The following is a 17,435-nucleotide window of genomic DNA, read 5'->3' as shown; positions in this document are numbered from 1 at the left end:
ACTTGAAAAAGTGCTGGGCTTTTTAATATCGGTTTGAATGAGTGGATCTAACTTTAAAAGCTTTCTATGCCACTCTGAGGCTAGCAAAAAATACTGGGTATCGCTGTCTGATGTGGCGTTGTTCAGACACCATATCTTTAAAGCTCGGGCCTTGTGATAACTGAACGATCACTTCGTCACCTTCTTGTCGCAATACAGCACCGCTAATATCAACACTGTTGTTGTCATGTAACCTTAAAGTGCCTGCCATTGAAAAGCCGCGGTAAACCGGAATAATATTACGCATCATCAGGCGTACGCCCTTTTCAGAAACTTCACTGACATGAAAAAGCTCATCCTTAATTCGCATCACCGGACGTGCCTTTTGAGGGTACTTTAAGCGGTAATATTTGCGTTTCTGGGTGAATGAATCTTCACGCATTAGTGACTCCCTGTCTCTGTTATTCGGTCAAGCAATAGACTTTGGCTTCAATTGGTCTCAAACAAACACATTCACCAAATTGATAGCTAATTATTATATCGACTTTATAACCTAATGCTTTAGGCATTTATGCAGAGAGACAAGGATTCCCTAAGATTCAGTAAAAAGTGAGATATGAGTCGTATCGGTTAACGCTTCTATCAAGCTCTAAACCTAAAGCTGAAACAACGCCAACTGAATGCTGAAGCCCACAAATAGAACCCCACACACGATGTTCATCATTTGCGAGGTACGCTTTTGAACCAACAAGCGCTTAAACGTATCCGCCATTAAGATCACAACCAAAAACCACATCGACACCACTATCGCTTGAATCCCACCAAGCATTAGGCTGTCTGACACAATCGTATCTTTTGACACAAATTGAGGGAATATAGAAAGATAAAATAGGACGATTTTAGGATTCAGTAGATTAGTAAGGAGCCCTTTGAAAAATTGGTTATAAAGCTTACTTCCCGATGCGCCTACCACTGAAAGTACGCCCTCTTGAGCGCGCAGCGCCGCACGAAAATGGTTATACCCAAGCCAGACAAGGTACAAAACCCCAGCCCACTTTAGCCCTTCAAAGGCCATGGGAGTGTTCGACAATAACAGGCTTATGCCGTTGGCCGAGATAAAGGCGTGAAAAAAGAAACCACATGACACGCCCAACACGTTCACAAATGCGAACAGCTTCCTTTGAGTTAATGCTGTGCTTAATACCAACAGCGCATTAGGGCCCGGAATAATGGCAATAAAAAACACGATAACAATAAACAGCCAGATACTGTCCAAACTCATTTCGATCTCATTTCATGAACATTTTTAGGGCGAACATTGTACGTCCATTCAGTGCCATTACAATATGATAAACGTTTAATTATCACGTCTGGCTAACATACATAATTCGCACGTATAATGAATACGTTTATCGTGTAACGTACAAAACTGATTCTCTAACATTTACAGCCCTGTTAGACTCCACCTCCCTTTTGATACTTGGTTCATTTATGTCATTTGCTAGCCTAACCCTTAACGCAAAAACCGTCGCGGCGATCCCATCTCAATTCAATAAGCCGACAGAGATACAGCAAGCGGTAATTCCTACAATTATTGCGGAGAAAGATGTGCTTGCATTAGCTCAAACAGGCAGCGGTAAAACATTGGCATTCGGCTTACCTTTGCTAAATAACATCAATCAAGATGTAAATGAACTCCAAGCTCTGATCATTGTTCCAACACGCGAGCTTGCGTCTCAAGTCGCTGAGTCATTAGAACCGGTCGCAACAGCGCTCGATATCAAATTGGTAACGCTAACGGGTGGTGTGAACGCGGATGACCAACAACAGCAATTACTAACGAAACCACAGCTTGCCATTGCTACACCGGGGCGCTTGCTTGGTGTCATCAAGAGTGGCGAATTAGAGTTAACTCAATGTGTGTCATTGGTTCTTGATGAGGCTGATCGCCTGATCGACATGGGTTTTTGGCCAGATATTCAAGCGATTACCGCTGCACTGCCAGCGAAACGACAATCACTACTATTCTCAGCAACACTTCCGTCGGAATTAGTAGGTCAAGCTGAAGAGCTTCTTTCAAATCCAGTTAAAGTCACGACACACCAAGAAAACAGCGTGGTCGCGACTATTGAAGAAACTCTGTACTTAGTGAACAAAGGCAGTAAAGCTCAAGCGCTCATCGCCCTACTCAATCAGCACATATGGCCGCAGGTATTAGTATTTATTGGCGCGAAAGATAATGCTGATGCATTAACCAAGCGATTGAGTAAAGCCAAGATCAGTGTGAGTGCGTTACATGGAAATAAGAGCCAAGAAGAACGAGAGCAAACATTAGAAAGCTTCAAAAATGGCGAAACTCGCGTACTTATCGCAACCGATGTGATGGCTCGTGGCATCCATATTGATCAATTACCTGTCGTGATCAACTTTGAGTTACCACCTCACTCAGCAACTTATGTACATCGCGTAGGAAGAACGGCGAGAGCAGGAAGCGCAGGCTGTGCTATCTCACTGGTTAGCCATAGTGAAAGCGAACACCTCAATGCGATTCGAACTCTGACCAATAAGCCGCTAGCGCTGCAATCGTTGGAAGGTTTCCCTGTTACAGACAAACCTGCATCTGAAGCGACAGCTCGCAAGCGTCCACCTAAAGACAAAATGGCAAATCGAAGAACAGCCAAAAAGAAGAGCATTAAACAATTTAAAAGCAAACCGAATAGCTCAAAGTAACCCGAAATAGCACAAAGTAACCAGAAATAGAATAATTAGCTCAGTTTTTACTGGGCTTTTTTTATATGCAATCAAACATAAAATTACACCCAAAAACTGCTCTCAACACGCCAACTTAAATGACACTTTTGTGAATTATGATGCCAACGTATTGATTCTTGGTTGCTCAAAAAAAATACTCTCAAATCACGTTGACGCCCCTATATCTGGCAACTAGATTTTTCTATTAGTGTCTAAAACAGGAGGTCATTGAAATGAAACGTGCTAGCTCTACATATCGATTACAACTGATTAAGGAAGTGGCAACCCGCCGAGATCGTCAACGTTGCAATGACCCGATGGCAAACTACATACAAACCCTAATAGATAACAAAGATGACTGCGATACTTCGGTTGAACGTAATCAGAGATTCAGTGGCAGCCATTTTGATGAGCACATAGGTGGTTGGGTTAGCGACCACTGGGGTAGCAAGTAGTCAAATGAGCTAATAAGCTAATAAGCTGCCAGCTTAACCGCTGTAGAATTTATCTCCGCATTAACCTATCATCTGCAACAATTCCCTATCCTAGAGTAAGCAGAAAGTGTCTGAGTTAAAAAGAGAAAAAGAAGTGATGGTTGCCTTCCAAGTGATACCTCGCGTTAAAGAAGGCAACAACTTCGAAGTGGTTGATAAAGCCATTGAAGTTGTGAAAGCTGCTGATGTGCCTTTCCAAGTCGGTGCGATGGAAACCACGATGAAAGGTGAACTCAACCAATTACTCGATATCGTTAAAAAAGCAGAACAAGCTTGCTACGATGCAGGGGCTGTAGAAGTGATCACAAACATTAAGATTCACAGTAAAACCACCGAGGCCGATGATACATTTTGCACGTACCATCGTGGTGTAACGAAAGCGAATCACATGTTTGTTTAATCACATTTTTGTGAAAACTGAGCTTTAAGAAAGACGCTGAAGAAACAGTGGTGTTATTGAAAAGGCATGTCTGAAAGGTGAGATAGGATTTCCATTCGTTCTTCTTCTGACATCGAATGCCAATCTCGCGGAGTCTCTTCAGGGTCATCTTTCGCCCCGATCGGTTTACGATCCAGTGCTTTGACAGGCTCTTTTTTGAGTTTTAAGTTCTTTTTATTCATACCGACACCACTCCTTCAGGTACAAAGGTACCTATCTTAATATTACACCCCAACCATTATGTAAAGTAATAGTTACTTCGGAGTTAAATAAAATCTTAATACTTCCTCTTTAGCCGAAAAGATCTCTCTGGGGACTTGTATTTCCCTCTTCGTCGACCGACTTACCAACCAAGTTTTTTTGTTTCATTATTTTTCTTCTATAGCGCTGACGACACAGCTTTATCACGTGCAATTGTTCTGACGGTGTCATCGACATCCAATTGAAGCGCTCTTCTCTTTTGCGCATACAACCATTGCAATAGCCTTTGTCATCGCTTGAACAAACCCCAACGCAAGGGCTTGGAACTTGGAAAAACTCTAACTGCTCCACCGTGCCTCCTTACACATTCAAAATTACGCTTACTATCTCAAAAATAAGCGATTAATTTGTCGCCTAGCTCATGAAATCCATACTAAACTATGACCTTATACTGACACATATAGTGTTTTGTAAACTATACTTTGAACCCATCAAGTTACACTTATTCGGTAACTTCGTTCTTTCCTTTGGAGCCTTATAATATGAAGTTTAGTTCAAAAAAATTACTAGCAGTAGCCGCTTTACCTATGATGTTAGCAGCATGCACAACAACAGGTGACAACGCGACGCAAGTAACACCAACCGATCTACAGCACCATAATTGGGAACTTGCGCAAATTGATGGCAAGGACATTGTGAAAAGCGAAGACCAAGCAGCTCCTCGTCTAGAGATCGGCGAAAAGATGACTGCAAACGGCATGGCTGGTTGTAACAACTTCTTCGGTCAAGGTGAGCTGAAAGACGGTCAATTCCGTATCAAACAAATGGGCATGACAATGAAAATGTGTCAGGGCTCAGCGATGGAAATCGAACAATCGGTTTCAGCTACTCTGAGCGAGTGGAGCGACGTAACGCTAACAAACGATACGCTAGTACTGAAAAACGATGTACACACACTAACGTACACAATTCGTGACTGGGTAAACTAACCCATCATCGACACCAGATATTGATTTAAGGAGCCTTCACGGCTCCTTTTTTATTGCTTGCTCAAAACCTAATCATTAAAAACGCTACTTCTCACCTTCTTTTCGTACCAACCTCCAATAAATATCAAAAAAACCTCATTTAGGTGCAATTAATTCACCGCTTTAACGGTCTGTAGCTAGGATGGCAGAGGCTCCTAGTAATTGATTGAATTTACTGTTGAATTAGAATTTATTTCAGAAACAGATAGAATAACTATTAGGGAGTTCGAAAACACAATGCTCTTGCCCGTTCACTACCAAATGGAAAAGTTTATGAACAAGATAGTAAGTACGTTAGGAATCATGGCAACCGTTGCATACAGCGCAACCATTTATGCTGATGAAGCAACATCCACAGAGAGTTGGAACCAAATAGAACAGCAGGCAGAGGGAGAAACTGTCTACTTTCACGCTTGGGGCGGAAGCCAAGAGATCAACCGCTACCTACAATGGGCAGGCAAGAAATTACAAAGTGACTATGGTGTCACGTTGAAGCATGTGAAAGTAACCGATATTGCGGAAACCACCACTCGACTGCTCGCAGAAAAAGCGGCAGGCAAGAACAGTGAAGGCAGTGTTGATATCGTTTGGATCAATGGCGAAAACTTCCGTTCGATGAAAGACAACGAGCTGTTGTTTGGGCCATTCACTGAATCACTTCCAAACTGGCAATATGTCGATAAGTCTCTGCCGATTGATGTCGACTTCTCTGAACCAACAGAAGGCCTTGAAGCACCTTGGGGCGTTGGACAATTGGTGTTTATTCATGACCAAGAGACACTAAACAACCCGCCACAATCATTCTCAGAGATGTTGAGCTACGCTCAAGCTTTCCCGAACCGATTAAGCTACCCTCGACCACCAGAGTTTCATGGTACGAGCTTCATTAAGTCTCTACTGATTGAACTAACCAACAACAGCCCAGAACTCGCTAAGCCTGTTTCAGAAGACAACTTCCAAGAAGTTACAGCACCACTATGGGCTTACTTAGATAAATTCCATAAAGTAGCGTGGCGCGGTGGCAAACAATTCCCAGCAGGCACATCAGAAAGTATCCAACTTTTGGATGATGGACAGCTCGATCTCGCGATTACGTTCAACCCAAACTCTGTTTATTCAGCACAAGCAAGTGGTCGCCTAGCCGAAACCACTAAGGCCTATGCTCTAGAAAGCGGCGCTTTATCTAACATTCACTTCCTTGCTATTCCTTGGAATGCCAATGCAACCGCAGGAGCTCAAGTGACCATTAACTTCTTGCTGAGCCCAGAAGCGCAATCTCGTAAAGGTGACCTCAATGTTTGGGGCGACCCTTCGGTACTGAGCAGCAAGTACCTCACTGGCAGTGCTAAAAACACCCAACAATTTAAATCGGTTGATGAACCACACCCTAGCTGGCAAAACGCGCTCGAGAAAGAGTGGCTGAAGCGATACGGTAACTAATCTTTATGCTACGCGCTCTATATTTTGTTGTTATAGCTGTGTGCATTATCCCAACCATTCCTGGGGTGGCGGGAGTCGTGGCTTCGTCACTGAGTTTCATCCCGCCCCTAGGTTTAGAGGAACCAACACTCAACGGTTTTAGCCAAGTCTTTCAATGGGAAGGAGCTTGGCACTCTATTGGCTTGAGCCTAGGTTCAGCGATTGCAAGTAGCTATATAGCCTGCTTCCTAACCTTTTGTATTCTTCAAGCCTCTTGGGGAAACAAGTTTTGGAGAAAGATAGAGTTAACGCTATCGCCAATGCTTGCTATTCCGCATGTGGCTTTCGCTATCGGCTTTGCTTTCCTATTCAGCCCGACAGGGCTTGGAGCCAGAGCCGTGCATCACTTGCTTGGCGAATCGGCGACGAGCTCAGAATTGGCGTTATTGGTGAAAGACCCATACGCGTTCGGCTTGATCATTATGCTCGCACTCAAAGAAGTACCTTTCTTGTTGCTGATGAGCATTTCGATACTGCAGCAAATTGATGTAGAACGTATCACTAAGGTCAGTGCATCTCTGGGTTATAGCCGTGCTCAGATTTGGTGGAAATGTATTTTCCCACAATGGTTTACTAAGCTTCGCTTCCCAATGCTGGCGGTACTCGCTTACAGTGTCTCGGTTGTCGATATTGCTTTGATCATTGGCCCGACAAACCCGCCAACCTTTGCGGTATTAGTATGGCAATGGTTTAACGATCCAGATCTTAACCTACTGCCGCGAGCAGCAGCCGGAGCTATTGTTCTATTTGGTTTAGCGTCGTTAATCATCGCCTTAGCACGTTTCGTTGAATGGGCGATCCTTAAATACTTTCGAATTTGGCAATATTCAGGCAGAACAGGCGCGAACCTTCCTGGGAAAACCGTGTTTACTGTGCTTGCTGCGTTATCACTGCTTATCATTCCATTGATGGTGATTTGGAGTGTTGCCCAACGTTGGCGTTTCCCAGACCTACTCCCTAGCCGATATAGCATGCGTTTCTGGGAGTTTGAGTGGGATGGCATCATGAGTACCGTCGGACAAAGCTCGTGGATTGGTTTGATTGCCGCTTCAGTCGCTTTGTTGCTTGCGCTGGTTGCTCACGAATACAGAATCAAATACAAGTGGCAAGTTCCGGGCTTCATTATCGCCATTCCGATGTTGATACCTCAACTCTCGGTGTTGTTTGGTATGCAAGTCACGACCCTCTACGTTGGCAGTAGTGCCTATGAGTTCTGGGTGATTTGGGCGCATGTTTTCTTTGCTTTCCCGTTTGTATATCTCTCTTTGGACGGCCCATGGAAAAGCTTTAACGATGGGTTGATTAAAGCCTCGCTTAGCCTGGGTAAATCGCCATTTCAGAGTTGGTATTCAATCAAACTGCCAATCTTGCTTCCTGCTATTACCTTTGCTTGGGCGGTCGGGATCAGTGTGAGTTTGGCCCAGTACCTTCCAACATTGATGCTAGGTGCGGGCCGTATTAGCACCATCACCACAGAAGCGGTTGCCCTAACCAGTGGTTTCGACCGCAGGGTGACAGCAATCTATGCCATTTGGCAGGCCTTATTGCCTCTGTTCTTTTTCTCTTTAGCGATATTGGTCAGCCGACTTCAACTTAGATATCGCCGTCTTACTTTTAAAGGTTTCCTAAGTAATGAGTCTGTACCTCAACGACCTCGCCATCCGTAAAACCGATGGGGATTCGCTGTTCTCAGCGCTAAACGTAACATTAGAATCTGGCCAAATACTGGCTTTAATGGGGCCGAGTGGCTGCGGAAAGTCGACCTTACTGGATGCGATTGCTGGTCACTTAAGTGAAGAGTTTTCGTATTCTGGCAGCGTTGTGTTGCACGATATTCAGCTAGATGACCTGCCTTCACATCAGCGTGAAGTCGGCATTTTGTTTCAAGATGACTTGTTGTTTCCGCACCTAAAAGTATGGGAGAACTTAGCCTTTTCATTACCTAATTCGGTTAAGGGTTCCGCTCGTCAACAGCAAGCCATGGCTGCACTAAAAGACATAGAGCTGACTCACTTGGCAGAGTCTTTTCCTGATCAAATATCTGGTGGTCAACGCGCAAGAATAAGCTTAACTCGTATGTTACTAGCCAAGCCGAAACTCGCCCTACTCGACGAACCGTTCAGTAAGTTAGACCAAGAATTAAGAGCACAATTTCGCGATTGGGTGTTTGAACAATTGACCAAAGCTAATATCCCGACGTTAATGGTCACGCACGACGAAGCCGATGTGCCTCAAGGGGCAGAAGTACTGTCTTGGCCATGGAGAAGTCACAATGCTGGATAAGTACTCCATTAAGGTCATTAAATGGCCATTGAATCAGTCGGCTAAGTTACTGAACCAATTGGGTATCACAGCCAATCAAACCACGTTATTCGGATTTCTGGTTGGGTGTTTAGCATTTCCAGCATTAGCATTTCAGCAATACGAATTGGCATTGGGGTTTATTGTATTTAACAGGGTTTGCGACGGACTTGATGGCGCTTTGGCTCGAATCCAAGGCATCAGTGATGCTGGTGGCTTCCTCGATATCAGCCTAGATTTCCTATTCTACTCGTTGATCCCTTTTGGATTTGTAATTGCCAATTCAGAACACAACGCCATTGCCGGTGCATTTTTGATCTTCTCTTTTATCGGCACAGGCAGTAGCTTTTTAGCGTTTGCGGTAATGGCGGGCAAGCGAGGTATCGAGAACCCCGTTTATAAGCACAAGTCGCTCTACTACATGTCTGGATTAACTGAAGGCACAGAGACCATCGCCTGTTTCATTGCCTTTTGTATTTGGCCACAACACTTTGCTGTTATCGCCTATACCTTTGGCGCAGCGTGTTGGCTGACTACATTTATGCGTATCTATTTTGGGTTCCAAACTCTTAAGACTCAGCAAGAGAGCTAGTGATCTAACGGCAAAAACAAGATACAAAAACGCCGCTCAATATGAGCGGCGTTTTTTCTAACTGATGTTTAGAATCAATTAAGCGTCAGCAGAAGCGCCTATCTTAAACCTCAGAACTTTGAGGCTCGAATCAAGGTCGACATCGACAAACTCAGGCGGGTTGTCTAGGCGTTCAATAAACTCAACGCTTGGTGCTTCTTCTACCATCGTCTCAATCAGGAAGTTTGGTGATACAGCAGGTGAATTCACACAGGCAATCACTTCACCACCTTCTGTTAGAAGCTCAGGCAAACGGCGTAAGATTTTTTTATAATCTTTAGTTAGAGCAAAGCTGCCTTTTTGGAACGAAGGTGGATCGATGATAACCAACTCGTAAGGGCCGCCCTTCTTGATTTTCCCCCACGACTTAAAGATATCGTAGCCAAGGAAGTTAACCGAGCGCATATCGTGATCGTTCAGACGGTGATTATCGCGGCCTTTGTTTAGCGAGCCACGAGACATGTCCACGTTCATGCATTGACGAGCACCACCAGCGATAGCCGCTACTGAGAAGCCACAAGTGTATGCGAACAGGTTAAGAACGTTCTTATCCTTAGCATTATCTTGTACCCATTGGCGACCATTACGCATGTCTAAGAACAAACCGAAGTTCTGATTACGGCCAATGTCTAATTGATACTTAAGACCGTGCTCAACCACAACCGGAGAGTCATTCAACTCACCCCAGAGAACCTCAGACGGCGCGCCATCGGCATAACGGTGTTGCAGAACAATACTTGTGCCCTGCTTTGCTTGCCAGATATCTTTGTTGGTGAGTTCAACCAATCCAGCTTTGAGAGATGACAAGAATTCGTCGTCTACTTCTTTGAATACGTTAACCAGTAGCTGCCCATCAACCCAATCACATGTCAGTTGATCTAGACCTGGCCAAAACTTACCGCGACCGTGAAAAATACGGCGTAGTTCATTCGGCACTTCATTAAGTTGCTGTTCAATATGACTAAAAAACAGAGGTAAAGCTGATGCTTCCATTATTTCACTCACTTAGTATTTAGCTTCGGCCAAGTTAATGACCAAGGTTCAAGCCAACTGTCTAAACCAGCAGACACGGTCTCTTGATGCCACTTCTCACCTAAGGAATCTAGGTTCCTTGGGTCACAGACATATTCGTAGGCTTGTGATTGATAGGTAAATCGAATCGCGAATGCATGCAGATATCCTCTGTCAGCCTCACTCGATGGATTATAAATAGGGTCACCAACAATGGCTGAGCCGATCGACTTCATCGCAACACGGATCTGGTGTGTACGCCCCGTATAGGGTTTACACAAAAGTAGACGCTCACCGGGTTCAGCGGTTGCAGACAAAAACTGGGTAATCGCTGGGTTTTCTTTGCTTGTCAGTAGTTTCCAGCTTGAACGTCGTGAACGCTCCATATCACCTGAGATCAACCCCTGCTTTTTCTTTGGCTTCTTCGAACCAATCGCAAGGTAGTACTTCTCGACTTCACGCTTTGCGAACAGCTGTGAAAGCTCACTCGCTGCCGAGGCATTCTTTGCTAACAGTAGAATACCTGAGGTCATTTTATCGAGGCGGTGAACGAGATATAACTTCGGCTCATTAAGCGCATTAGCGACTTCTTGTAGCAGCATGGTGTCACCATCGTCTTTGTGGACGCTGACTCCAGGGTGCTTATTAATGAGTAAAAAATCTGAATGGTTCAGAAGAATGTCGAACATGTAAAAGCTAGCTCCATTGTAGAGCGTGGAGTATACCGTGTCTGAACCCAGATTCCAGCTACGAAAAAGCCCAACTAACTCAATAAACATTGAATCATTGGGCTTCTTTTCAACCTGTACCAGTTAGTGCCTAGTATTTGCTCGATTAGATTTAAGTAATTCGCACAAAGCAACTCGCCCTATGCAAGATTTTATTTTTCGTCGAAAATCAAATTTCAGCGATAAAAAAACGGAAGCCAATGACCCCCGTTTCTTAATTTACTTTAGCTCGCGATTGTAGCTTCTAAGAATTATGGTTTCTAAGAACTATAGCTTCTTAGAGATTACCGCAGAGCCAGCAATGATACCAATACCTAGTAGCATAATTGCACCTTTACCGCTGTCGAAGCCAGAAGAGATACCCATAAACGCAACGATAGCGATAGCTACTGGGATGATGTACTTAACTAGTGTGTACCATAAACCGAATAGTGGGAAAGATACTTCACCGTCGTTAGTGATCTCTTTCTCTAGGTCAGCGCGGTTTAATCTCCAACCAGCGAAGATACATACCAACATACCGCCAACTGCTAGGAAGATCTTATCAGTTAGTAAGTCGAAGATATCGAACGCACCAGTACCGAACAATGTTGGACCGAAGCCACCAAGTGATAGAGAAGCGAAGATACATAGAATCGCCATTACGACACTCGCAGACAGTACAGCTGTTACACGCTTCATGCCTTTCTCATCGATTAGGTACGAAACCACAACTTCAAGTAGAGATACTGAAGATGTCAGTGCCGCAACACTCAGACCAACGAAGAACATAAGAGCAAATAGAAGACCCACTACGCCGCCCATTTCAGCGAATAGCTGAGGAACAACAACGAATACCAGACCAGGACCCGCTGCAGGCTCCATACCGAATGCGAACATTGCTGGGAACATTGCAACACCAGCTAGGATAGCAACACCTGTATCCATTGCCGTAACCATAGCGGTAGTTTGAACTAGGTTCTCTTTCTTCTTCAGGTAAGAACCGTAAGTCAACATACAACCCATACCAAGAGATAGTGAGAAGAATGCTTGACCTAGTGCAGCTAGGATTACACCGCTGTCTACTTTAGAGAAGTCAGGGCTGAATAGGAATTCAAGACCAGCCATCGCGCCCGGAAGCATGATGCCTTTGATTGATACCACGATAAGGATAATGAAAAGAAGTGGCATTAAGATCTTACCCGCTTTCTCAATACCGCCAGAAATACCTTTCATAACGATGACAACGTTAAGCAGTAGGTATAAGCCCATCCACATAAGTGGCTGAACTGGGTTTGAGATAAAGCCACCAAAGCTGTCACCGATTGCTTCAGGTGCGTCTAGTAGACCACCAGCAATTTTACCGATGTATGCGATAGACCAGCCACCTACTACAGGGTAGAAACCCATGATTAGCAGACCACTTACTACACCGATAACACCAGCGAACGTCCAGCGACGGTCAGTTGATTTAAATGCACCTACTGCTGATCTCTGCGTATGACGGCCAATCGCAAATTCAGTCAGCATCACACTGAAACCGATGAAGATTACAAAAAACAGGTAAATTGCAACGAATGCACCGCCGCCACTTTCGCCTGCTGTGTATGGGAATTTCCAGATGTTACCTAGACCAACAGCAGAACCTGCTGCAGCCATTACGAATCCTAACTTCGAACCCCAGGTATCGCGGGGTGTTGTGGTTGTATTACTAGTAGCCACGTGTACTCCAAACTTTTGTGTTATGTGATGTTGTGTTTTGCTTTGAGTGGCGTCTTTAAAAGATAAGGCGTATAAAAAAATTTACACGCCTAAAAGATTTGATTGACGCTCGTATATAGCAAGTAAACCAGTTTAAGAATAAAATTGGAAGCCCGAACCGTATATATTTCGTTACCAATGTAAATTTTTATGGTTAAATGCCGCCTTTTCATACAAAACAATCGTTTTCGTCTTAAGTTAACCAAAACTTAACAACTATAACCTGTTTACAGCTTTAGCTCTAATTTGTAAATAGTTGATTCCTTAAATTCCCATATCCGTAAAATAGCATTACTATCTAAGTGTCTCTTTTTTCGAGTATTCAATGTGGAAAAGCTCTACCATTTTTTAACTTTAGCTTCTGTCGCTTTATACTGGGTACTTGTAGCCGGTGTGACTTTCCGTGTCGTACTAAAACGACGCTCTGTCAGCGTTTCTCTCGCGTGGTTGATGGTTATCTACATTATCCCAATTGTAGGTGTCGCTTGTTACTTCCTTTTCGGAGAGCTAAACCTAGGTAGAAAGAGGGCTGAGCGCGCACATCGCATGTTTACTCCATTTGGTGATTGGTTCCGAAAACTAGATGATTGTCAGCTCCACCTTCCAGGAAAGGTCGGCTCCCCTATCCACAAGATTGATGAACTTTGTAACAATCGGATGGGCATTCCTGCACTCAGCGGAAACACACTTTCACTGCAAGCTTCTCCCAATGAGATCTTACACGCAATTATCGAAGATATAGAAAATGCCCAAACCAGTATTAAGATGGTTTTCTATATTTGGCACCCTGGAGGATTAACTGATTCGGTTGCTTCCGCTCTCATTCGAGCTGCGAAACGTGGTGTGGATGTTAAAGTTTTGCTTGATTCTGCAGGTAGCCCGCGCTTTTTTAAAAGTCACTGGCGCTTAATGATGAAAGACGCCGGTGTGCAAGTTGTACAAGCATTGGAAGTAAGCCCTTGGCGTATTTTCTTACGTCGTCTAGATCTAAGACAACACCGTAAAATCATCGTGATTGATGAAACCATCGCCTACACTGGCTCAATGAACATGGTTGACCCCGCTCACTTCAAGCAAAATTCAGGTGTTGGCCAGTGGATTGATGTAATGGTACGCGTAACGGGGCCAACCGTTAATGTACTGTCGGCAATTCATGGTTGGGATTGGGAAGTGGAAACGGGCGAGCGCATCCTTCCTGATTTACCTGAATGTCCGATTGAAGAGGTAATGACGCATCACCCTGTGCAAGTCGTGCCATCTGGTCCAGGCATGCCGGAGTATTTGATCCTGCAAGTTCTAACCATTGCGATTAATCAGGCAAACCATTCTGTTCGTATCACAACACCCTACTTTGTACCGAGTGCCGATTTATTAGAAACACTCAAAATGACAGCGCAACGCGGTGTCAATGTAGAACTGGTCATCCCACACAACAACGACTCATTAATGGTTAAGTGGGCTTCGCGCGCTTTCTATACCGAGTTACTTGAAGCCGGCGTTAAGATTTACGAGTTTTACGGTGGGCTTCTTCACACCAAATCGGTAGTGATCGATGAAGAATTTTGTTTGATCGGAACGGTCAATATTGACATGCGCAGCCTATGGCTCAACTTCGAAGTGACGCTAGCCGTAGATGACGTGCACTTCACTCAGCAGCTCTCTGAACTACAACAGTCTTATATAGAATCATCTCACCCAGTAGTACTAGAACAGTGGGAACAGAGAAACTTGCGAAATCGCTTCTTTGAAAGGTTGTTCTATTTGTTCAACCCTCTTCTGTAATACATATGATGAGTCGATTGCGGCTCATCACTTCCTCCCGTAAGTTTTTAACCTTTCACCATTGATTAAGTAAAAGGTTAAAAAGCGAAAGAAAAGCGTAAAAACTCCTGCTCCCCTCTTGCTTTGAAGGCTATTGGCATGTTTTAAATAGAAGATAACCGATTGATAAGGAATTCACAGCATGTCCGAGAACAAAACCACTAAGCTGATCACTGCAGGTCGTGATAAGAAGTGGACCAATGGCGTCGTTAACCCACCAGTACAGCGCGCTTCAACTGTCGTATTCAACTCAGTAGAAGAGAAGCGTAAAGCTACAATTAACCGCGCTAACAAAACACTTTTTTACGGACGTCGTGGAACCAACACTCATTTCGCCTTCCAAGATGCCATGGTGGAAGTGGAAGGCGGCGCAGGCTGTGCACTCTACCCTTGTGGTACGGCAGCAATCTCTAACGCCATTCTCTCTTTTGTAGAAACAGGCGACCATATTCTGATGGTCGACACCTGTTACGAACCGACGCGTGATTTCTGTGACACCATCATGAAGAAGATGGGTGTAGAAACAACTTACTACGAACCAACGCTTGGTGAAGGCATCCAAGACCTTATTAAGTCAAACACTAAGATACTGTTTACCGAATCTCCGGGTTCTGTCACCATGGAAGTTCAAGACATTCCAACGCTCGCACGTATTGCTCATGAACATGACATCATTGTTATGTTAGACAACACTTGGGCTGCTGGTGTTAACTTCTCACCGTTTGATTTCGGTGTTGATATCTCGATTCAAGCAGCAACCAAATACATCGTTGGTCACTCTGATGTGATGCTAGGGACTGCGGTAGCCAATGAAAAATGTTGGGACCAGTTAAGAGAACAGAGCTACCTGATGGGGCAATGTGTTTCGCCAGATGACGCTTACCTCGGCCTTCGTGGTATTCGTACTCTTGATGTTCGCCTACGCCAACACGCAGAAAGCAGCTTGAAAGTGGCAAAATGGTTAGAGACTCGCCCTGAGGTTGACCACGTTCGTCACCCTGCGCTTGAATCTTGTCCTGGTCATGAGTTCTTTAAACGAGATTTTACTGGCGGGAATGGCTTGTTCTCTTTCGTGCTGAAGAACTCAAATACCAAAGCGACCACAGCGCTACTTGATGGTATGACGCACTTTAGTATGGGTTACTCATGGGGTGGTTTCGAAAGCTTGATTCTAGCGAATGAACCAAGCAGCTTTAACAGCCTAAGAACAGTAGCGAATCCGAACTTCGAAGGGACTTTGATTCGTGTTCATATCGGCTTAGAAGATGTCGATGATCTGATTGCAGACCTAGAGGCAGGATTAGAGCGTTACAACGCGTTCGTTTAATTAAAATCGTTAACAGACTCAGACCAAAAAGGCAGGATATTCCTGCCTTTTTCAATTCAGCGAATCAGTAGCCTGTAATTCCAATACTGCCACAAAGTGCTTTATAAGCCGTTAACGAACGTTAAAACACGCCCAATTGAATATTTCAATTCGATGTTCATTGAACATATACAAAGACTGATCCTTCACTGCAATCGCGTAGTCAATCGTCACCCCTTTATACTCACTGTAATCATTGTTAATAATAGGATCATGAAAAGGCGTTGCCGTTCTCACATCAAGAATACTCATCGACAGATTGTTTCCATCAAGTCCGTAGTATCCGGAATAAAGGTTTTCCATCGTACTCTCGTTACCGTCTTGCTCAGTAATCGTCACAAACTCTCTAATACTAAAAGTATGGTCTGACTGAAAAGTAAGGCTTATGCGCTCGTACAGTGCTTGATATGGTTGGAATGCCTGAGATAAAAAATCCGTTTTGATCGTTTTACAGTGCCATCGAGTGCCTGCTAATACGTTTTGCTCTAACAAGAAGCTCGAAGCGGCGATCGCACAAAGAATGAGTAAGCCAATTAGTCGCAAAAGTCACTCCTCTTTTCCATGTACTGAGTAAGCGAATCAAAAGACGACTCAATATTGAAAATAGAAGCACTATAGTTCAAAGCTTCACCATCCTTCCTTTGAATCAACATGTATAGCGCATCATCTTCGGGTTGGTCTACTGATGGGTAGATACGAACAAAAACATCAACATTGCAGTAGCTAGGTATCACATCCGTTAGCTTTTGAGTGATCGCAGGCAACGAATAGGATTCATTGTGCGCAACATGGAAAAAGTAGTGATTAGCATTATCTATGTAGCTGTCGGGGTATTCGGCTTTATCAACAAAATAAGGCAGTGGCGTATAATAGGTTTGGAAAAGATTGAACGCCGTTACGACGATACAAATCAATGCGACTAAGTAGCCCGCTTTAATTAAGTGCGCATTACCTTTTGAATCTGAAGGTTCTAATTCAGTTGCAGCCAACATTTCTTGAGCGACAGGTGAAGAGTTTAATTTAGATGCCTTCGCAGTCATTTGAGAAGGCACAGTTTCAGTTTTACTAGGTTTTATCGATTCATCGATTACAAGTGAATAACCCGTTTTACTGACCGTACGAATCGTTGCACAGCCACAAGTCACTCGCGATAGCGTTTTTCTAATCTTAGATATCACGTTAGTGAGCGCTTGCTCTGAGACAATCACATTGCCCCAGCACCTATCAAATATTAGGCCTCGTTCAACACACTCACCAGCATTTTCAAGTAAGAACAGAAACACCTTACCTTCTATCGGCGCGATAGTTTGTACGTGGCCATCGTCACGCACAAACTGCCGAAGCAAGGGATCATAACTAACATCACAGATTTGGTAGCTTTGTTGTTTCACTATCGTCTTCTAGGTTTGAATTTGGTCGCATATGATATTGAATAGTTTATAAATGACCAGTGAATTTCCCTATAT

19 protein-coding genes are annotated in these 17,435 nt (G+C 44.1%); 10 read left to right on the top strand and 9 right to left on the bottom strand.

Features of this window, described 5'->3' with window-relative positions:
• Positions 1 to 64 precede the first annotated feature (64 nt).
• Together OC193_RS06015 and OC193_RS06010 are read right to left on the bottom strand one after the other, a co-directional pair.
• Positions 65 to 421 carry a hypothetical protein gene (locus tag OC193_RS06015; RefSeq protein ID WP_048658352.1) on the bottom strand — a complete coding sequence of 119 codons (357 nt, stop codon included), beginning with the start codon at positions 419 to 421 and terminating at the stop codon, positions 65 to 67.
• A gap of 213 nt (positions 422 to 634) precedes the next feature.
• On the bottom strand, positions 635 to 1,261 hold the full coding sequence (locus OC193_RS06010; RefSeq protein WP_048658351.1) for a LysE family translocator: 627 nt from the start codon (positions 1,259 to 1,261) through the stop codon (positions 635 to 637).
• A 209-nt stretch (positions 1,262 to 1,470) separates the two neighbouring features.
• Here OC193_RS06010 and OC193_RS06005 point away from each other — a divergent pair, with 209 nt between their 5' ends.
• The 3 genes from OC193_RS06005 (at position 1,471) to OC193_RS05995 (ending at position 3,624) form a co-directional block, all read left to right on the top strand.
• The gene (locus OC193_RS06005) at positions 1,471 to 2,709 is read left to right on the top strand and encodes a DEAD/DEAH box helicase (protein WP_048658350.1); all 1,239 of its coding nucleotides are present in this window, start codon (positions 1,471 to 1,473) and stop codon (positions 2,707 to 2,709) included.
• Positions 2,710 to 2,963: 254 nt separating this feature from the next.
• Positions 2,964 to 3,185, top strand: coding sequence for a hypothetical protein (locus OC193_RS06000; RefSeq protein ID WP_048658349.1), 222 nt, complete (start codon positions 2,964 to 2,966; stop codon positions 3,183 to 3,185).
• A 136-nt stretch (positions 3,186 to 3,321) separates the two neighbouring features.
• Positions 3,322 to 3,624: a thiamine-binding protein gene (locus OC193_RS05995; RefSeq protein ID WP_017065764.1), complete on the top strand. Its 303-nt coding sequence runs from the start codon at positions 3,322 to 3,324 to the stop codon at positions 3,622 to 3,624.
• 53 nt (positions 3,625 to 3,677) lie between these two features.
• On the opposite strand, the gene OC193_RS05990 is transcribed toward OC193_RS05995, so the two are convergent.
• Positions 3,678 to 3,845: a hypothetical protein gene (locus tag OC193_RS05990; RefSeq protein ID WP_165901733.1), complete on the bottom strand. Its 168-nt coding sequence runs from the start codon at positions 3,843 to 3,845 to the stop codon at positions 3,678 to 3,680.
• A 109-nt stretch (positions 3,846 to 3,954) separates the two neighbouring features.
• Complete coding sequence (locus tag OC193_RS05985; RefSeq protein WP_032545919.1) at positions 3,955 to 4,215, bottom strand: DUF1289 domain-containing protein; 261 nt, start codon at positions 4,213 to 4,215, stop codon at positions 3,955 to 3,957.
• Positions 4,216 to 4,406: 191 nt separating this feature from the next.
• Here OC193_RS05985 and OC193_RS05980 point away from each other — a divergent pair, with 191 nt between their 5' ends.
• The 5 genes from OC193_RS05980 to OC193_RS05960 all read left to right on the top strand — a co-directional run bounded on the left by OC193_RS05980 (position 4,407) and on the right by OC193_RS05960 (position 9,264).
• Positions 4,407 to 4,853 carry an META domain-containing protein gene (locus OC193_RS05980; protein ID WP_048658348.1) on the top strand — a complete coding sequence of 149 codons (447 nt, stop codon included), beginning with the start codon at positions 4,407 to 4,409 and terminating at the stop codon, positions 4,851 to 4,853.
• 312 nt (positions 4,854 to 5,165) lie between these two features.
• Positions 5,166 to 6,332 carry an ABC transporter substrate-binding protein gene (locus OC193_RS05975; protein ID WP_048658347.1) on the top strand — a complete coding sequence of 389 codons (1,167 nt, stop codon included), beginning with the start codon at positions 5,166 to 5,168 and terminating at the stop codon, positions 6,330 to 6,332.
• A 5-nt stretch (positions 6,333 to 6,337) separates the two neighbouring features.
• Complete coding sequence (locus OC193_RS05970) at positions 6,338 to 8,038, top strand: ABC transporter permease (protein ID WP_048666376.1); 1,701 nt, start codon at positions 6,338 to 6,340, stop codon at positions 8,036 to 8,038.
• The gene (locus tag OC193_RS05965; protein WP_048664055.1) at positions 8,004 to 8,654 is read left to right on the top strand and encodes an ATP-binding cassette domain-containing protein; all 651 of its coding nucleotides are present in this window, start codon (positions 8,004 to 8,006) and stop codon (positions 8,652 to 8,654) included. Before OC193_RS05970 ends, OC193_RS05965 begins: the two co-directional genes overlap by 35 nt.
• Positions 8,644 to 9,264: a CDP-alcohol phosphatidyltransferase family protein gene (locus tag OC193_RS05960; protein ID WP_048664057.1), complete on the top strand. Its 621-nt coding sequence runs from the start codon at positions 8,644 to 8,646 to the stop codon at positions 9,262 to 9,264. The genes OC193_RS05965 and OC193_RS05960 overlap by 11 nt, the downstream gene beginning before the upstream one ends.
• Before the next feature lie 78 nt (positions 9,265 to 9,342).
• Here the strand turns inward: OC193_RS05960 and OC193_RS05955 are convergent, their stop codons facing one another.
• The 3 genes from OC193_RS05955 to OC193_RS05945 form a co-directional block, all read right to left on the bottom strand.
• Positions 9,343 to 10,296, bottom strand: a complete 954-nt coding sequence (locus OC193_RS05955) for a class I SAM-dependent methyltransferase (RefSeq protein ID WP_048664059.1) — start codon at positions 10,294 to 10,296, stop codon at positions 9,343 to 9,345.
• An 8-nt stretch (positions 10,297 to 10,304) separates the two neighbouring features.
• Positions 10,305 to 11,003 carry a TIGR01621 family pseudouridine synthase gene (locus tag OC193_RS05950; RefSeq protein WP_048664117.1) on the bottom strand — a complete coding sequence of 233 codons (699 nt, stop codon included), beginning with the start codon at positions 11,001 to 11,003 and terminating at the stop codon, positions 10,305 to 10,307.
• Positions 11,004 to 11,309: 306 nt separating this feature from the next.
• Entirely contained in the window at positions 11,310 to 12,743 is a 1,434-nt protein-coding gene (locus OC193_RS05945; protein WP_080967341.1) for a sodium-dependent transporter, read from the bottom strand.
• 366 nt (positions 12,744 to 13,109) lie between these two features.
• On the opposite strand from OC193_RS05945, the gene cls reads away from it, so the two are divergent.
• Positions 13,110 to 14,564 carry a cardiolipin synthase gene (gene cls, locus OC193_RS05940; RefSeq protein WP_048658340.1) on the top strand — a complete coding sequence of 485 codons (1,455 nt, stop codon included), beginning with the start codon at positions 13,110 to 13,112 and terminating at the stop codon, positions 14,562 to 14,564.
• Positions 14,565 to 14,745: 181 nt separating this feature from the next.
• Positions 14,746 to 15,930 (top strand): cystathionine beta-lyase, encoded by a 1,185-nt coding sequence (locus OC193_RS05935; protein ID WP_048664060.1) that lies wholly within the window; start codon positions 14,746 to 14,748, stop codon positions 15,928 to 15,930.
• A gap of 111 nt (positions 15,931 to 16,041) precedes the next feature.
• Here the strand turns inward: OC193_RS05935 and OC193_RS05930 are convergent, their stop codons facing one another.
• Together OC193_RS05930 and OC193_RS05925 are read right to left on the bottom strand one after the other, a co-directional pair.
• A complete protein-coding gene (locus tag OC193_RS05930; RefSeq protein WP_048664061.1) occupies positions 16,042 to 16,512 on the bottom strand; it encodes a hypothetical protein in 471 nt (156 codons plus the stop codon).
• Positions 16,503 to 17,360, bottom strand: a complete 858-nt coding sequence (locus tag OC193_RS05925) for a winged helix-turn-helix domain-containing protein (protein ID WP_048664063.1) — start codon at positions 17,358 to 17,360, stop codon at positions 16,503 to 16,505. Before OC193_RS05925 ends, OC193_RS05930 begins: the two co-directional genes overlap by 10 nt.
• Positions 17,361 to 17,435 lie beyond the last annotated feature (75 nt).

Origin of the sequence: Vibrio crassostreae (assembly GCF_024347415.1) — a bacterium.
GTDB lineage: Bacteria > Pseudomonadota > Gammaproteobacteria > Enterobacterales > Vibrionaceae > Vibrio > Vibrio crassostreae.
The sequence above is the reverse complement of the archived record's forward strand: the minus strand, read 5'-3'. Positions and strand labels throughout refer to the sequence as shown.